The 15,211-nt window shown below is 33.0% G+C and carries 14 protein-coding genes and 1 tRNA gene; 6 read left to right on the forward strand and 9 right to left on the reverse strand.

Annotated elements, in window-relative coordinates:
• The 6 genes from EG342_RS15750 (at position 1) to EG342_RS15775 (ending at position 7,128) form a co-directional block, all read left to right on the forward strand.
• Complete coding sequence (locus tag EG342_RS15750) at positions 1 to 4,740, forward strand: RHS repeat-associated core domain-containing protein (RefSeq protein ID WP_103294182.1); 4,740 nt, start codon at positions 1 to 3, stop codon at positions 4,738 to 4,740.
• Between the two features lie 14 nt (positions 4,741 to 4,754).
• Positions 4,755 to 5,102: a hypothetical protein gene (locus tag EG342_RS15755; RefSeq protein WP_103294181.1), complete on the forward strand. Its 348-nt coding sequence runs from the start codon at positions 4,755 to 4,757 to the stop codon at positions 5,100 to 5,102.
• Positions 5,103 to 5,170: 68 nt separating this feature from the next.
• Positions 5,171 to 5,671: a hypothetical protein gene (locus EG342_RS15760; RefSeq protein WP_103294180.1), complete on the forward strand. Its 501-nt coding sequence runs from the start codon at positions 5,171 to 5,173 to the stop codon at positions 5,669 to 5,671.
• Between the two features lie 44 nt (positions 5,672 to 5,715).
• On the forward strand, positions 5,716 to 6,066 hold the full coding sequence (locus EG342_RS15765) for an immunity 51 family protein (protein ID WP_103294179.1): 351 nt from the start codon (positions 5,716 to 5,718) through the stop codon (positions 6,064 to 6,066).
• Between the two features lie 267 nt (positions 6,067 to 6,333).
• Positions 6,334 to 6,828: a hypothetical protein gene (locus EG342_RS15770; RefSeq protein ID WP_103294178.1), complete on the forward strand. Its 495-nt coding sequence runs from the start codon at positions 6,334 to 6,336 to the stop codon at positions 6,826 to 6,828.
• A gap of 215 nt (positions 6,829 to 7,043) precedes the next feature.
• Positions 7,044 to 7,128: transfer RNA gene (locus EG342_RS15775), tRNA-Ser, on the forward strand.
• A gap of 149 nt (positions 7,129 to 7,277) precedes the next feature.
• Here the strand turns inward: EG342_RS15775 and EG342_RS15780 are convergent.
• The 9 genes from EG342_RS15780 to EG342_RS15820 all read right to left on the reverse strand — a co-directional run bounded on the left by EG342_RS15780 (position 7,278) and on the right by EG342_RS15820 (position 15,153).
• On the reverse strand, positions 7,278 to 8,453 hold the full coding sequence (locus EG342_RS15780) for a zinc metalloprotease (RefSeq protein WP_028123562.1): 1,176 nt from the start codon (positions 8,451 to 8,453) through the stop codon (positions 7,278 to 7,280).
• Complete coding sequence (locus EG342_RS15785; protein WP_034975277.1) at positions 8,453 to 10,312, reverse strand: prenyltransferase/squalene oxidase repeat-containing protein; 1,860 nt, start codon at positions 10,310 to 10,312, stop codon at positions 8,453 to 8,455. Before EG342_RS15785 ends, EG342_RS15780 begins: the two co-directional genes overlap by 1 nt.
• Positions 10,302 to 11,450: a hypothetical protein gene (locus tag EG342_RS15790; protein WP_028123564.1), complete on the reverse strand. Its 1,149-nt coding sequence runs from the start codon at positions 11,448 to 11,450 to the stop codon at positions 10,302 to 10,304. Before EG342_RS15790 ends, EG342_RS15785 begins: the two co-directional genes overlap by 11 nt.
• Positions 11,447 to 11,740, reverse strand: coding sequence for a hypothetical protein (locus EG342_RS15795; RefSeq protein ID WP_028123565.1), 294 nt, complete (start codon positions 11,738 to 11,740; stop codon positions 11,447 to 11,449). Before EG342_RS15795 ends, EG342_RS15790 begins: the two co-directional genes overlap by 4 nt.
• A 53-nt stretch (positions 11,741 to 11,793) precedes the next feature.
• Positions 11,794 to 11,997 carry a hypothetical protein gene (locus tag EG342_RS15800; RefSeq protein WP_028123566.1) on the reverse strand — a complete coding sequence of 68 codons (204 nt, stop codon included), beginning with the start codon at positions 11,995 to 11,997 and terminating at the stop codon, positions 11,794 to 11,796.
• 217 nt (positions 11,998 to 12,214) lie between these two features.
• Entirely contained in the window at positions 12,215 to 12,778 is a 564-nt protein-coding gene (locus tag EG342_RS15805) for a hypothetical protein (RefSeq protein WP_028123567.1), read from the reverse strand.
• A gap of 5 nt (positions 12,779 to 12,783) precedes the next feature.
• Positions 12,784 to 13,638, reverse strand: a complete 855-nt coding sequence (locus tag EG342_RS15810) for a relaxase/mobilization nuclease domain-containing protein (protein WP_051259716.1) — start codon at positions 13,636 to 13,638, stop codon at positions 12,784 to 12,786.
• A complete protein-coding gene (locus EG342_RS15815; protein WP_028123568.1) occupies positions 13,635 to 14,105 on the reverse strand; it encodes a hypothetical protein in 471 nt (156 codons plus the stop codon). Before EG342_RS15815 ends, EG342_RS15810 begins: the two co-directional genes overlap by 4 nt.
• A 169-nt stretch (positions 14,106 to 14,274) precedes the next feature.
• Entirely contained in the window at positions 14,275 to 15,153 is an 879-nt protein-coding gene (locus EG342_RS15820; protein ID WP_103294177.1) for a toprim domain-containing protein, read from the reverse strand.
• Positions 15,154 to 15,211: the final 58 nt, after the last annotated feature.

Below are 15,211 nucleotides of genomic sequence, written 5' to 3' on the forward strand. Positions count from 1 at the left end.
ATGGCAGATCAGAATAAAAATAAAATAAAGACAATTAAGGTTGACAAACCTAATATGAATCCGGATCGCTCCTGGAAGGTGAATGCTGATGTTACTTCGGTAAGTTGGGACAAAACCAAACAGGGATGGAAAAACGGGATGAAGAACAATGCGGAGTCCCTGAATCCTGTTTCTATGGTTAAATCTGTCGTTGGAGGCGATGATAGCCATCCGGCAGACGGCGGCAGTGGTGGAGGCGGCGATGGCGGAGCTGTTACCACAGAAAAAGCGGCACCGGAAAGTAAGGTGAAACTGATTAAAGTCACTCCACCCACACTTACTTCTACAGCTATTCAACATACCAGTAAGCATTTTGATATTGTGCTGGCTATCGATATTCACTGGACTTTGATCCCGCCGCCGCCATCATTTATGCTGATTCCGTTACCATTGCCACATCCGTTTATCGGGATTGTTTTTGATATCATGGATTATATCAAATTTACGATTCCCATTCCTCAGTTTATCAGAAATATGAAACCGGATCTTCCGGAAGGTATTCCGATGGGAGGCTCTATATATGTGCATGGAAGGCACAAAGCAACCACAACGACCAGTGTTATGGGAGTGATTATTCCTTTCAAACATGTAACTTCTTTGATTCCTGTGTATATGATCCCATTTCTGCAGGAAGCTCCGCATGAGGGTGAAGTTTATTATGGTTCACAGACTGTTCTGGCTCAGGGAAGCAAGATGAGTGGCAACCAGCCACAGCAGGTTCTTACCTGTATGGGATTCCCTTTCGGAATGACGATGCTGCCTGCAATGCCCAATAAGCCAAAGAAAAATCCACTTGCCTATTTTGCCTTCTATAATAACTTCTCAAGTATGTACATCCAGATCAACACGGGAGGTCCTGTATTGGTAGGAGGTGCTTTCATTCCCCATGTTTATACTCCCGGAGAAATGCTGATGCGGTTTGCAGGAATGTTTTTAATGAGAAGTTTAACCAAACAAATAGGAAAAGGAATTACCAAATTCAACCATTTTTTACAAGGAAAATTCGGAAAAACCAATCCTGTTTCAAAGGCTCTGTGTAAAGTGGGACTGGAACCTGTCAACTTTGCTACCGGAGCAATGTTGTTTGAATGGGATGATTTTAAAATAGAAGGAAGTACACCTTTATCCTGGGAAAATGCATGGTACAGCGACAGACCCTATAAAAACGGAATACTTGGAAATGGTATTTTTAATAACCACGACCTCTATATTGTTCCTGATGAAGATGATAAAATTGCGGCATGGATTCATCCTGATGAACTTCAGCCTATGGCAGTTCCTTTTCCTGAAGTAGGAGAAGAACCTACCTATTACCGAAGTCAAAAAATATGGCAATACAGGCCGGATAACAGAACCTGGATTATTCGTAAAGGGACAGATGTCTATACCTACCAACGTTTCCATCATAGTACGGAAGGAACGATTTTCAAAATTGTTTATATTGAATATGGCGACGGTACCATCAGAGAATATGAGTATCAGGACCGGAATATCGCTCTTAAAAGCATTAAAGATGTAAAAAGCGGCTTCCATATTGAAACGGTTCTTCATCCTGAACTTAAAAAGATATCGGAAGTTTATTATTGTTATAAAAACCAAAGAGACCTGCAGGTTCGTTATGATTATGATGAACGTGGAAATCTTACCCATGTATGGGATATTCATAAAAAGGCCATTGCCTTTGAATATGACGGTGAAAACCGTATGATCAGGAGAACCAACCGAAACGGGATGGCTTACCATTGGGAATATGATGAAAAAAGCAGAGTAGTACACACGAAAGGCCTTGACGGATTTATGGAAGGCAGACTTCGTTATGACGAAGAAGAAGGCTATACTGAAGTTATTTACCCAAGACAAAACAATAAAACAGAACAATATTTCTATGAGGAAGATTATCTCGTCTACAAAAAAGTAGATGGTGAAGGAGGAGAAACCTGGTACGATTATACTTCCTATAATGAATTGAAAATGATAGGAACTCCGGAAGGTAGAGTACAGGGATATACCTACGATGACATGGGGAATATTGCAATTTCTCACCATCCTGATGGGGAAGAATATCAGTATCAGTACAATGAATTCGGACAAATTATCGCGCGTTTCTCACCATCAGGAGCATCGGAAACGTGGAGTTATGATGAGGAAGGGAAATTGATAAGTTATACAGATCCGTCAGAAGAAACTGTTATTTATGAATATCCTCAGGGTGAAAGACTACCTGAAAAAAGCAGAAGGAAGGATGTTATCACCCAATATGAATATAATCAGAGAGGGCAGATTATCCGTTTAATGAATACGGTAGGAGCTGAACAATACTGGAGATATGATGAATACGGAAGGGTGTTGATTTTTAGTCCGAAACCACTTAACAGAACTCTTTGGAACAGAGATAGAATGGGAAGAGTTGTGGAATTGAACGAACAGGGACAACTGCCGTTAAAATTCCGGTATGATGCCTATGATCTTCCGGTATATGCTACCGATGGACGCTCAGAGTGGCTGATGAGCTACACCCCAATGGGAAGTCTGAAACGACAGGTACGTAGAAATTCGCTAACCTATAAAAAAGAAGAAACTTTAGCCTTTGGATATAATGCCTATGAAAACTTAATGAGCATTACCAATGAAAAAGGAGAAGTCTATCAATTTGAAAGAAACAATAATGATGAAGTTGTTGGTGAGACAGGTTTTGATGGTCAGAAAAAGTTTTTTGTAAGAGATAAAGACGGGTTTGTTACCCAAAGAAGAACTCCTCAGGGGAAAAATATTTTTTATGAATATGATTTAGGAGGAAGATTAACGCAGGCACATTATCCTGATGGAACCTGGGAGGCTTATCAATATGATACTTCAGGATTGTTGATTAAAGCCGATAACGAAAACAGCAGTATTGCCTTCCAAAGAAATAAATTAGGGCAGGTCACCGGTGAGAAACAAGGGGAGCACCTTATCCAGTACGAATACGACAGTCAGGGAAATCTGATTGGACTGCAGAGTAGTCTGGGAGCAGAAATTGATTATTCCTACAACGACCTCGGCCAGCTTAAAAATATGACTGCGGTAACCCGGGATGTTCATTTGCCATGGCAAATGAATCTCGATATCAGCAATAACGGGCAAATTCAGTCCCGTGAAATGACAGGTGGTATAGAAAGTACCTTTGAATTTGATCACATCGGAATGCCGGTAAGCCAGAAGGTAACTGTACAAAAAACTACTGCTTTTCATAAAGATTATCATTGGACCTCAGAAAGCCAGTTATTGCAGGTTTTGGATAGAATTACAGGAGGAAGAACAAAGTTTGATTATGATGCTTTCGGAAGTCTTGTGGCTGCAGAATATTCTAATGGAGAGATTCAATATAAAAATCCTGATGAAACAGGCTGCGTATACGAAAGTGCAAAAAGAAACGACCGTGTTTATGATAAAGGCGGGAAACTGATGCGGGATAAAAGCTGGTTTTATCATTACGATGATGAAGGGAATTTACTGTTAAAAAGTAAACGACCAATTAATAATGTTAAACCGGAACATCAGGAAGAGCAAAATAACAGCCATCCTTACTATAAAAATATTGCATCAGATTGGCTGAGTGTACCAAAACTCCCTGATGCCACTGTTTTACCTAATGTCAACGAAGATTCATCAGAAGAGATATTACGTTTGGAATGGGAATCCGGAGATTGGGCGTATTCATGGAGTGGCAATGGCATGTTGGCCAATGTAAAACGACCTGATGGTAAAGTTGTAAATTTTGAATATGATGCACTGGGAAGAAGAACTTCAAAAATTGGTGCAAAGAAAATAACTCGGTATATTTGGGATGGTAATAACCTTTTACACGAATGGAGTTATGATATTGAGGAAAATCCTGTAACTGTCGTTGATGATGATGGAAATATTATTACCGGAAAAGAACCTGTCGAAAATCTGGTCACATGGGTATATGAAAAAAATACATTTGTGCCATGTGCCAAAATAATAAATGATGAAAGCTACAGTATTATTTCTGATTACATAGGAAGACCTATTCAATCTTATGACAAAGACGGTCAGGTCATTTGGAGTTCAGAATATGATATATATGGTAATCTTAAAAATGTAAAAGGTGATAAAAATTTCATTCCTTTCAGGCAGTTGGGTCAGTATGAGGACAGTGAGCTGGATGGCTTATATTTTAATAGATTCAGATACTACGATGCAGAAAGTGGAAGATATATAAGTAAAGATCCAATAGGGTTAAAAGGAGGATTGTCTCATTATACGTATGTCTATGACCCGAATAATTGGGTCGATATATTTGGACTGAATAAAGATGAATTAGTATATCAACTCGTTAATTCTGATGGTGAAGTAGTTTATTATGGTATAACTAACAGAACAGATAGAGAAAGGCTGCTGGAACATTTAAGATCTGAAAATAAAAAAGGACAGTTTTCTCATATGGAAGTTTTAGCTGAAGGATTGGATCATGGAGATGCCCGATCTATAGAAGGGGCCTTGATCAGAAAGAGAATGAATGAACGCTTAAATTTGATGGATAGAATGAACTTATCTGTAGAAGATCAGCTAAGTAAAGCCGGATTATTAAATCTAAATCGTGGAAGGTTGGAAGAACGTTGGACAGCAAAAAATCCTTTAGATAATTTTAAAGAGGATATGCTTGAGACACCTAGAAAAGTTGAAAAATATAAATAATATAACTATAAAGAATGAAAATATTTAGTACAGCCCCTGAGGGCAATGAATTAGCACAGTATGTTGGAGTTGATTATATAAAATTTGCTATTTCTACTATTGAAGGAGTGATAGATTGGATGAAAAAGAATGACAACGTGGCACAGCCCCTTTTAGCCAATATAGATTTGTTATTAGTCTTTGCTAAAAAATATACAACAGATGCTAATTTATTGTTAGAAAAAAAGAAGATACAGGAGTGGAAAGCTGTATTTAATGATTGGTTCTCTCGTTGTGAATCAAAAATACCCGCAAAATATAAAGATGGAATTAAGCAGAATGGAGATGAACTTTTCAGTAAATTAGAACAATACGGACACTAATAATTAATAGAAGTGTTGACAAAGACTGTTGATTATACTATAAATAAATGTCGTATACAAATTTAGTAATGTCATTGGTGGATTTTTATCCATACATAGAAGAAATTATAGAAAAGAACAATGGTGCTTTTTATATTGAAAGCAAAAATAATAAAGGCGATTTCTTTATTGAAAAAGTAACTCACGAAAACTTCAAAGAAAAAATAAATGATGACCGGGAAAAGAATTTAGGATTTTTTATTTTTTCTGAAGATAAGGAAGTGGATGAAAGTATGATTTATAAAGACGATTTTGCGCCCTTTGTAATAGTAGGAGAAGGAGGACGTGAAAAAAAAGATAGTATCGAGCGTATTAATTTGAGAGTGCTTTCAAAAAATCCTGAAAAAAATACGAGTAAAATTTTCAGCGCTATTAAGAATAAATTGAAAAAAGACGAATCTATTGGAATGGGCATTGAAGGAGGTTCAGCACTTCACAATAATTATTTTTATCAAAAGAATTTAGTGGGTAAAAAGATTTTTAAAACCGATTTTTATAATGATAAAGCTCCGCTTATTGTAGTTAAATAATATAACCATTGTTGCAGATGAACTTTTCAATAAATTAGAACAATATGGACATTAATAATTTAAAAGAACAAATTAAGCCCTTTTTCTGGGTAGAACACAGCAATAGCTTTTCGGTGTGTTTAGATGCCGGAGGGTATAAAGATGAAATTTTCAATACCAGAGCAGATGAAGGTTTTGAAGGTAACGGCTACGACTGGGCTTCATTAGCAAACGTCTTTATTGAGGAGAAACGACCTGATTTAGGAGAGAATATACGTTTTGATCCGGAAGCAGGAATGTTTTGTGCCTATTCATCCAATGGAGAGCAATTGAAAGAATTTATTCTTGACTTTAAAAAAGCCTGCGAAGATGAAGATGTAATTAAAGATTTATTTTCAAGAGCAGAGTTGGATTGATTTTTATTGAAAGGATAAAAGCTGTTTCCTTTTGAAATGATTAAGTGGCCCGGCAGAGTATCGGAATAGTAATATAGAAACTTCGTTGATTTTTTAACATGATAACCGGAGATCGGAAACATTAATGTTTATTGAATACAATTATATCTGAGGACAATTTTTGAGAAGTTTAAATACTCTATGAAGCAGGAAAAGGAAATCCCTGGTCCGGTAATACAATGTAGCCTTCTGAAAAATAAAATAATAAACTAAATCTTATCAAATAATATGAAAAAAATATTCTCTGAACTTAAAGGTTTTGTGATATACAATCCGGAACTTTTAACAAAATATTTGCAGGATCATCATTTGCCCGGAACTAATATTTTGAAATATTTCGTTGAAAATGATCATGGCGATGAGATCACAAAATCAGGAATTGCGATCCCGGTAATAGGAGTAGAGGATGGGTATTATTCATTTTGCATTTCAAAAAACGATGAACGGGCTCTCAATCATGACGAAGTAGCTGTTCAGTCCGAAGACTGGGTATTTGAGGTTACCAATAATGAAGTGAAAATTGTAGGAATTGGTTATTTAAAAGATATCACATCCATTAATGAAGAAAACAGCATTACACTTTCTTTGGAAAACGGCTGGTTTTCTATGAAAATATATGCCGGAATGAAAAACGGAGAGCGACTTTTTGAATTAAATATGAAAGGTCAGGATACAAAACCGGTTTTTAACGGAGACCTTACAACCGAATATTACTATGGCTAAAAGGTATGAAGGTATATCTGATCTATAATCTGAAATAAAAGTGAATTTTTATTTTTGATTTAAAATATTGATAATAAGCCAATTTTACGCTTTGTTGAAAGTGGAAGCCTGTTGGTAGTCGCAGAAATACGAATTTTATTGAAAAAATATTTTGTCAGTAATAAAAAAGTTTCTATATTTGCACCACTGAAAACGACGATACAATCGGAGTTGAAGGAGAGTTGGCAGAGTGGTCGATTGCGGCAGTCTTGAAAACTGTTGACTGTAACAGGTCCGGGGGTTCGAATCCCTCACTCTCCGCAAAAAAAGCCTATAAACAACGTGTTTATAGGCTTTTTAATTTTCGGGTGCTAATTTAGGTGCTAATTTTTCTATATGAAATTTCATTTTAAAAGTCAATTCTATAACTTTAAATTGTGCAATTATTTAGTGTGTTTGAAAAACAATAATTATCTCTTCATTATTCCTAAAATTATCTTGACACTTATAATGTAAAAAATTAAGACTGATAATAGTTTGAATAATTCATTAAAGCTTAAATTAAACTTCCATTGAAAGATTGAGATAACTATTTTATAAATTGTTATGGGAAAATTTATAATTGAATACCAATTTAAAAATATTTGATAATAGAAAAACAGAGCTATCATTACAATGTTAAAGCCCCCATATAAAGCAATAAGATAATCCTTTTTCGTTAGTATAGACTTTTCATTTTTAAAAGTAGATAATAGAATCAATTTTAAGTTGTTCATGGCATGGAAATTAAGATTAGGCTTGTTCAACAAGTCTGACAATATCCAATATCCATCAGCTCGCAAAAATGGGATTAGATTGTATAATGCTTTTACTGAAATAGCCAATGCCAAAATTTCCAGTATATGATATTTTATAAAAAAACCAATAATTAATAGTAATAAGCAAAAAATAATTTCAAAATAAATACCTGCACTATTTACTATAATTCTTTTCCACTTACTTAATCTCCATATATCCGTCACGTCTGCAAAAAATGCTGGTATGAAATACAAGTAAAAACCAAAGCCAATTCCTCCATGTCTTGCCTTGAAAAAATGGGATGCACTTGCATGTCCCAGCTCATGAAAAATAGTACTTATAAAAAGTAGCAATATAAAATATGGCACAAAAGTATTAGAGTTGAGAGTCGGATTATTATAATAATTTGTATAAATACTATATCCAAAAATAATGATTGAAAAAAAAATAACCGAATAAAAAACTTTCCTGACAAACAATAGTTTCAAGAAGGGAACTATTGTTGAAATTACTTCTGGTTTAAGAAAAATGAAACCATATTTTATATAGTCCGGAATTTTTGATTGTTCTTTTATTGAATCATCGTGACCAAAAGTTCCATACTGTTTTAGCTGACCAAAAAGCAATATAATTTGTGAATCTGAAATAGGTACTTTATGGCTTTTTTGAAAATCCATATTAATTTGTGATACTGTTCTGCTCCCATCTGCTAAACTTAATAAATCATAGTATTTCTGATTCAGTTTAGTATATTTATTAAGTTTTACATTATGCAGTAAATATTCACTTTCATTGAATTTTGAAAATTCAATATCTGATGATAGTTTATATACAGGGCTTTCCTCCATTATAGTAAAGCCTTTAATGCGTAAGCAGTAGTAAGCGTCTTACTTTTGTAAGGCTCATGGGCTTTAGGTTTAATAAAATTTTCCGCCTTCCAACTACCATTTTCATGCTGATGTTCTATTAAAAATTGTTGTGCGCTATTTTTCATTTTCTCAAGTTCAGGAAACTCTAATAAATTCATGCAAAAAATAGCAAAAGAAGTTGACAAATTTTTATATTGATTCTCATCAAAACTTCCATCAGCATTTTGGAAACCAATCAAAAAGTCTTTTATTTTCTGCTTGACAGCTCCATATTGTGTAGGAAACTCATTAAGCAACCTCAGACAAACATATGTACCATAAAGTTTACCATAGTACCATCTGCTCTCCCAATACCCTTGCTCTTTTTGCTCTGAAATAATATACTTGATTGCTTTTTCTATGGTGGACTTGTATTTTTCTGAATCTAATAAGGTTAAAGCATATACAAAGTTGGCTACAACTTCCACATCTGCCCCTTTTCCCCATTTGGTAGAATTGAATAAATCCTGTTTTTTCTGTTTTTCAGTAAGATTTACTTTAGGAAGAATCCAAGTTTCTATTCCACCACTAGGCTGTGTTCTTTCAGATACGGCAATACTAATTGCTTTTATACAATATTTATCTACCAATTTCCCATTTCCTGTTTTGATAAACTGTTGCATAATTTGCCCTAGATCGTCAATATCTGCTGCTATTTCCTGAACAGTTGGAAAATAAGACCAAGCTCCAATATTGTCCTTATTTTGTCTTCCTTCTATATATTGATTTTCTTTTTCAATAAAAACTTGAAGATTAAGATTAAAAGAATGTGCAATTTCCAACAAACAATCATTCAATAATGCTCTTTGAAAAGTATCTGAAGAATGGATATCAATTTCATTCTCGAATCCTTCCATACCTCCTAAATACATAAAATGCTTTAAATCAACATAATTTTGAAGAAAATCACTCTTAATGAATTGCAAGCCTTTAAAAAAAAAGTCTATTGTGACTTTATTAAAATCAAAAAAGTAATCTTCTTGAATTAATTTTCTTTTTGTATTTGCTTTTTCTTCTATTGTTTTGACATAACCATTAACTGAATCCTTGGTTTGAAGAATTGTTTTTTCAAAGTCGCAGATTGTATCCAGCCACAAACTATCCGGTGGCAATTTTTCAATTACTTTTTTAGCCTTCTCCAAATAATAAATTGATTTTTCAAAAAGAATAACACTTGTTCCATCTATATAAAACAACTTATTTAAAATATTTACATCATATTTATATTTGGAAAAGTCTAATGTTTTGGATAATTCATATACCGCCCAATTAAATTGTTTTTTGTTAAAGTCCTCTGTGAAATCTATAATATCATCATATAATTGAAACCCTATCGAAAAATATTTATGAGATTCGAGCAGTAAATTATAAATTTCGCTATTGTTACTATTTTCTGAAAAAATAAATAAACTATCAATAGCTACTTTTCCAAAGGCAGATTTCATATCTGCAACTTTATTATAATTCTCTTCACTTGGATTATTCCAAAGGTTTTTTTCTAATGATATTGCCTTGCGAAACTCTCTTTTTCTTGTTTCCCAAAGATTCCAAAAATTGTTACCATCTTCATATATTGTGGATAAAATTTTTATTGCATTCTCTTGTAAATCTAAAACATTAAATATTCTATGATTTTCTTGATTATCAATAACAGCATCTAATTGCAAAATAGATTGATAAAAATAAAAGCCTGCTTTTGAAAGCAGGTCTATTGTCACCTTATCTATATCTGGAAAATAATCGTGAAATAGTTTAGGATAATATTCGTAAAATTCTGGAGATTTCTTTTTATGGCTCATCAATAAATTTCTGTTCTTCTTTGGAAAGTAAAGTATTATTTTCTTTAATCTCTTTATTAGCAATATTTTCGGTTAGATTTTTATTTAAATCAATTTTATTTTTCAATCCTTTTTTATCTGATTCTAAAAATTTTTGAAAATTTATTTCTTGAATAAATGAAACGGGATACTTTTTTTCTTTGTATAGCGCATAACCTTTAATTTCGGTATAAACTAAAGCTGGTAGATATTTTCCGTCTTTTTTATAAAAATCATATTTGATATTATTTGAAGTGGCTACACCTTCGTAAGCTTCTCCTCGTTTGTTCTTGTTCTTGAACGACTGAGACATATTTGTTATATAAAGATCAAAACTACTAATGACTTTGTCTGTTTTGCTATATGTAAATTTTCCTTTATATGTATTTATTTCATCTTTTGTTTCAAAATAAATAATTTGAATGTTCTGGTTTTCTGAAAGTATTTTTGAAACAAATACACTATTTTTTGTATCATTTAAAAAACCAATAATTTCACTATTAAAAAATAACTTCTGAATAAAGTTTTTGGGAGTTATTTGAATATCTGTATTAAAGGGATAATCATTAGAAGATACTTTAGTTTTAAAATATTTAATGTTGTTAAAGCCGATTTGGACAAAAGAGTCGACATTATCTTGTGCCTTAAAATTATAGGCATTTGCTAAAGCCCATATGTCAATATTGGCTATTAAAAGGTTAATCATTTTCCCATCAATATAACCTTTTTGCTTTATTGTAGATTGATATAGAGAGGGCTTACTGTAATATATGCTTAGATAATCTTTTAAAGCATTTTGAAACATTTGCCTTATATCTATTTTGGATATTTTCACCTCTTCAATATCTTTATATAATGGCTTTAATTTTATAATAGGAGTTAAAGACTCCAATGTTAACTCTTCATATCCTTGAGCAAAAATATTCAGTGGTTTCTTATCATTTTTTAGTTCTACTTCCCCATCATCGTTACTATACAGCACCACATTATCAGACATAATTCTAACATTTTGAAGAGGTTTGTTTTCTTCAGAATCAATAATTCTTACTTTGATATTTTGAGGAAAATAAAATTGTAATGATAACCCCAAATAGGCTATTAAAAATAATATGGACTTCATTTAGTTGTATTATCTCTTTGATATATTAATGTTCTATCAAATCCATTTTGAAAATAAATCCGATTTGTAAAATTATCTCTGTAAATAACTTCTTTTTCTTTTCCAAGAGAAAAATTAAAACCACTCTTTTTTTGTGGTTTTTTAAAATCTATTACTATTTCTTTTTTGTTGCTTAATCCTAATATTGCAGTATCTTTTTTATATTTAAGAGAATCAGTATACTTTGGAAGTAACTGTGCGTTAATTTGTGAGGATATCAACAAAATTGTTGTAAAAAAAACTACTCTCATAAAAATTGAAATATAAAAACAGCTAATACATAGATTGTATTAGCTGTTACTTTTTAAAATGTCCAAGTGGCACTACCTCCAACGGCAGTAGTATTGGTTTCAATTGTTTCACCAGCATCAAACATTGTAGGTGCAGATACACTTACGTCCCAAGCCTTCATTTCAAATCTTTGTTCCAATTCTTCCATTTGGAAATTTTCTAATAATTCATTTTTTTCAACTTCTTGATCTAGTTGAGTAAAATTTTCTGCATTCATAATATTTTTTTATAAAATTTGACTATAGCAAATTTAAAATAAATTTTTAATTGTGCAATTTTTATATAAATTATTATGTATGATTTAAGACTATTAAGAATAAATTTTCAAATATTTACCGTTTTAATCTACTCTTTTGGTTCTGTTTATTTTTAATATTTTCCAACCCACTTACTATTTTGTTTTCCAAACTTTAAAAAAAATAAAGACAATAGACCTATTTAGCTTCGTAACCATCTTTGAATCTCAGGAATTTCTCCGCATCTTTCGGGTTTTTATTAATCCATTTTTGTACAAGTTCGGTGTTGTTTTCTAATTTTTGAATGTCGTCTTTAGGATATAGCAGTTTTCCATCCTTTTCAAATTCGGAAAGGATTTCCTCTCTAAGCTCGCTTTTGGAACGGATACTTTCGGAATACCATTTGAATGCAAGATTTCCACTTATTAGAATTGTCGAAAATGACAGTAAAATTGCACCAAAAATACCCCAAACAAGATTCGATTTTCGTAAAGCTTCAATACTTTGCTGAGATAATTCCGCAATAATTATTTTCGGGATTTGACTTACGGTTTTCTTAAATATTTCATTTTCTTTTTGATAAGTTCTTGATGTTTCATCGATTATATTTATCAAAGCCGATACAGATTGTTCAAGTTCTGAAGATACATTCATATAATCTTCAACTGAAGCTTTAGTTTCTGTGTTAGATTCAATATTTGCTTTACAGGATTCTATAACTTGATTCAAAATCTCCATTCCGTCTTTTTGTGTATTGTCCATAATTTTTAACGTTTAAATTTTTTATTGTTCTCTATTTTCATTTCATTATTTCTCAAATCCTCATTCCGTTTATTTTGTCTAAGAAATTCCGAATCATTTGATGTTTTCAATTGTTCCGAGCGTTTTGTTTTATCTTCAAAGATTTTCTTTATTTCCGATATTTTCAGCTTGCTAGTAATTTCCGAAAGCTTGTATCCTGCTTTATACTGACGTGAGGTTTCATCGTTGATATCTGTTTTAAGAACGATTCTCATTCCCGAAATCCCGACCTTGACATTGCTCGACAATGAAACCAAATAACCCCGATTCGACATTTCCAAAACCAGCTCTTCAAAATTTTTAGAATTTCCGATACTGGCAACCAGATTCTCATACATCTCATTTCTTTTATCAATGCCTGTTTCGATGTCTGTCTTTATACCCAAATCTCTACAGATTTCCCTTACAGCCTTACCGAAATTCTCCCCGATATTGTGGGATTTGACCGTACATTTTCCAAAAGTGTCAATCCGGTTTACCACGAAATGAATATGCTTTTGTTTCGTAGAATTGTGGACATCCAAGCGATATTGGTTGTTTTCCGAAACTCCGACTTTTGCAAGAGCCTGTATCGTGATTTTCGCCAGTTCTGCATCAGAAAGTTGGTCGCCTGTTTCTTTTGGTGGTGAGATATAACCTGTCAAAGCCCATTTTTTGACATTGGAATTTCTTTTTGCTATTGCTTTCATTTCCAAAAATTGTTCTTCAGGACTGCTTCCGAGAAGATTGTTTGTTCCAAGCATCTTCGCCGTTCCTTTGTCAGTTCCGTTGTATTCCAAAGCGATTTTGGAAATCAGTCTTGTTGTTGCCGAATTATTCATAATTCTTCATTCATCAGATTCTCCCGTTCGTGAATCTTTTGATAGAGGTATTGTTTTATCAATGTCAAAACGGTTTCGATTTCCAGCAGGATATTTTTTTTATTTTCAAAAGCAGACCATTCGGAATTTCGCAAAAGGTTGGTGATTCGGATAAAGTTATTGCCATATTCCAAAAGGATTTTATCAGTTTCAAATTCCTTAGCTTTCAACTCCTCTTTTGTTGCTACCATTCGAAGAAGGGTCGAAATTTTCAAACTGTATTTATTAGCTTCGTCCTCCAGAAACTTAAATTCCTTTTCGGTAAATCGCACGGAAACAACTCGTAAAAGATGGTTCGCACTTTTCTTTTTCAGCCCTCCTTTTTTTCCGAGTTCACGGAAGTATTGTTTCCTTTTTTCCGTCTCTTTTTTTTGTTCCTGCTCACGGGAGACTTTCAGGACAAAACTTTTCAAAAAATCATTCTCCATATTTTTGTGTATTTATTATTTATCAACATTCAGTTTGTTTTTCAAGACGTTTTTGACGATAGGAAAAAACCAAAAAGTTCCAATTTTACAATTAGCGTCCACGCTTTTTGTAAACATTGGGTACTTTTTGCACTAACTACCCACCATATTTCACCTGTGTTTATTTTACTCACCTTCTCCTGTGTATCACTTGCCGTTCATTGGCTGGATTTTTGTAAACCAGCCAATCATTCAAGTCTTTAAAATCTGAATACAAAACACGACAATCTTCTGCTATTTCATTTTCGTTTTTAATCATTTCAATAGCTCTGTTTCCTGCCTCGTCATTGTCAAAATAAAGCTCAATATTTTTATAATTTCCGAGAGAGTTTTTAATGTTGGAAATCATCGATACGGAATTCAAAATGATATAATCAGAAGTGTCTTTTTGTAAAAATTTCTCTACATTTTTAAAGGAAAGAAAATCGAAAAAACCTTCGAAAATTCGAAGCGATTCTGAATCGTTTTTTATGGTTGAAATATCTTTTTTACCCAAGCAGATTTTTGAATATTTATTGCGGATTTCATAACCGCCAGAATCGTTCTTGAAACCAATTCCGAAATTATTTTTATCTTTCATTCGGTAATGAATTTCGTATAAGAACTGAGTTTGATTTTCAACTTTCCTTTCTCTCAAATATTCCAAAAGTGCAGGGTGCTGGATTTCTTTCACGTCACGTATCTCATAATTTTCGCTAGGGTTTTCGAACTTCTGATCAGGAATATTTTGCTTTTGAAAAGAAGAAAAACTCTGCTTCTCTGCCCAAACCAAAACTTCATTGACCGAAGCGTTCAGGTACTTCTTCATAAAGTCGGTATTGTTTCCACCGATTCCTTCTGAAAATAGGTACCATTTGTTTAAACTTTTATTGATTTTAAAAGAGGCTTGGGATTCGCTGGCAAAGGGGTTGAGATACCAAGCTTCTTTTTCATTTTGTTTCGTGGGAAGGTGTCCGAGAGAAAGGAGGACTTCTTCCAGCGATATGCTGTTGAATTGTTTGCAGTTCATTTTGTAATTTTTAATGTTTTTTAGTAATAAATAGCAGGTGTCCTGTCGGTTTAAGTGG

It is taken from the genome of Chryseobacterium lactis (genome assembly GCF_003815875.1).
Lineage (GTDB): Bacteria > Bacteroidota > Bacteroidia > Flavobacteriales > Weeksellaceae > Chryseobacterium > Chryseobacterium lactis.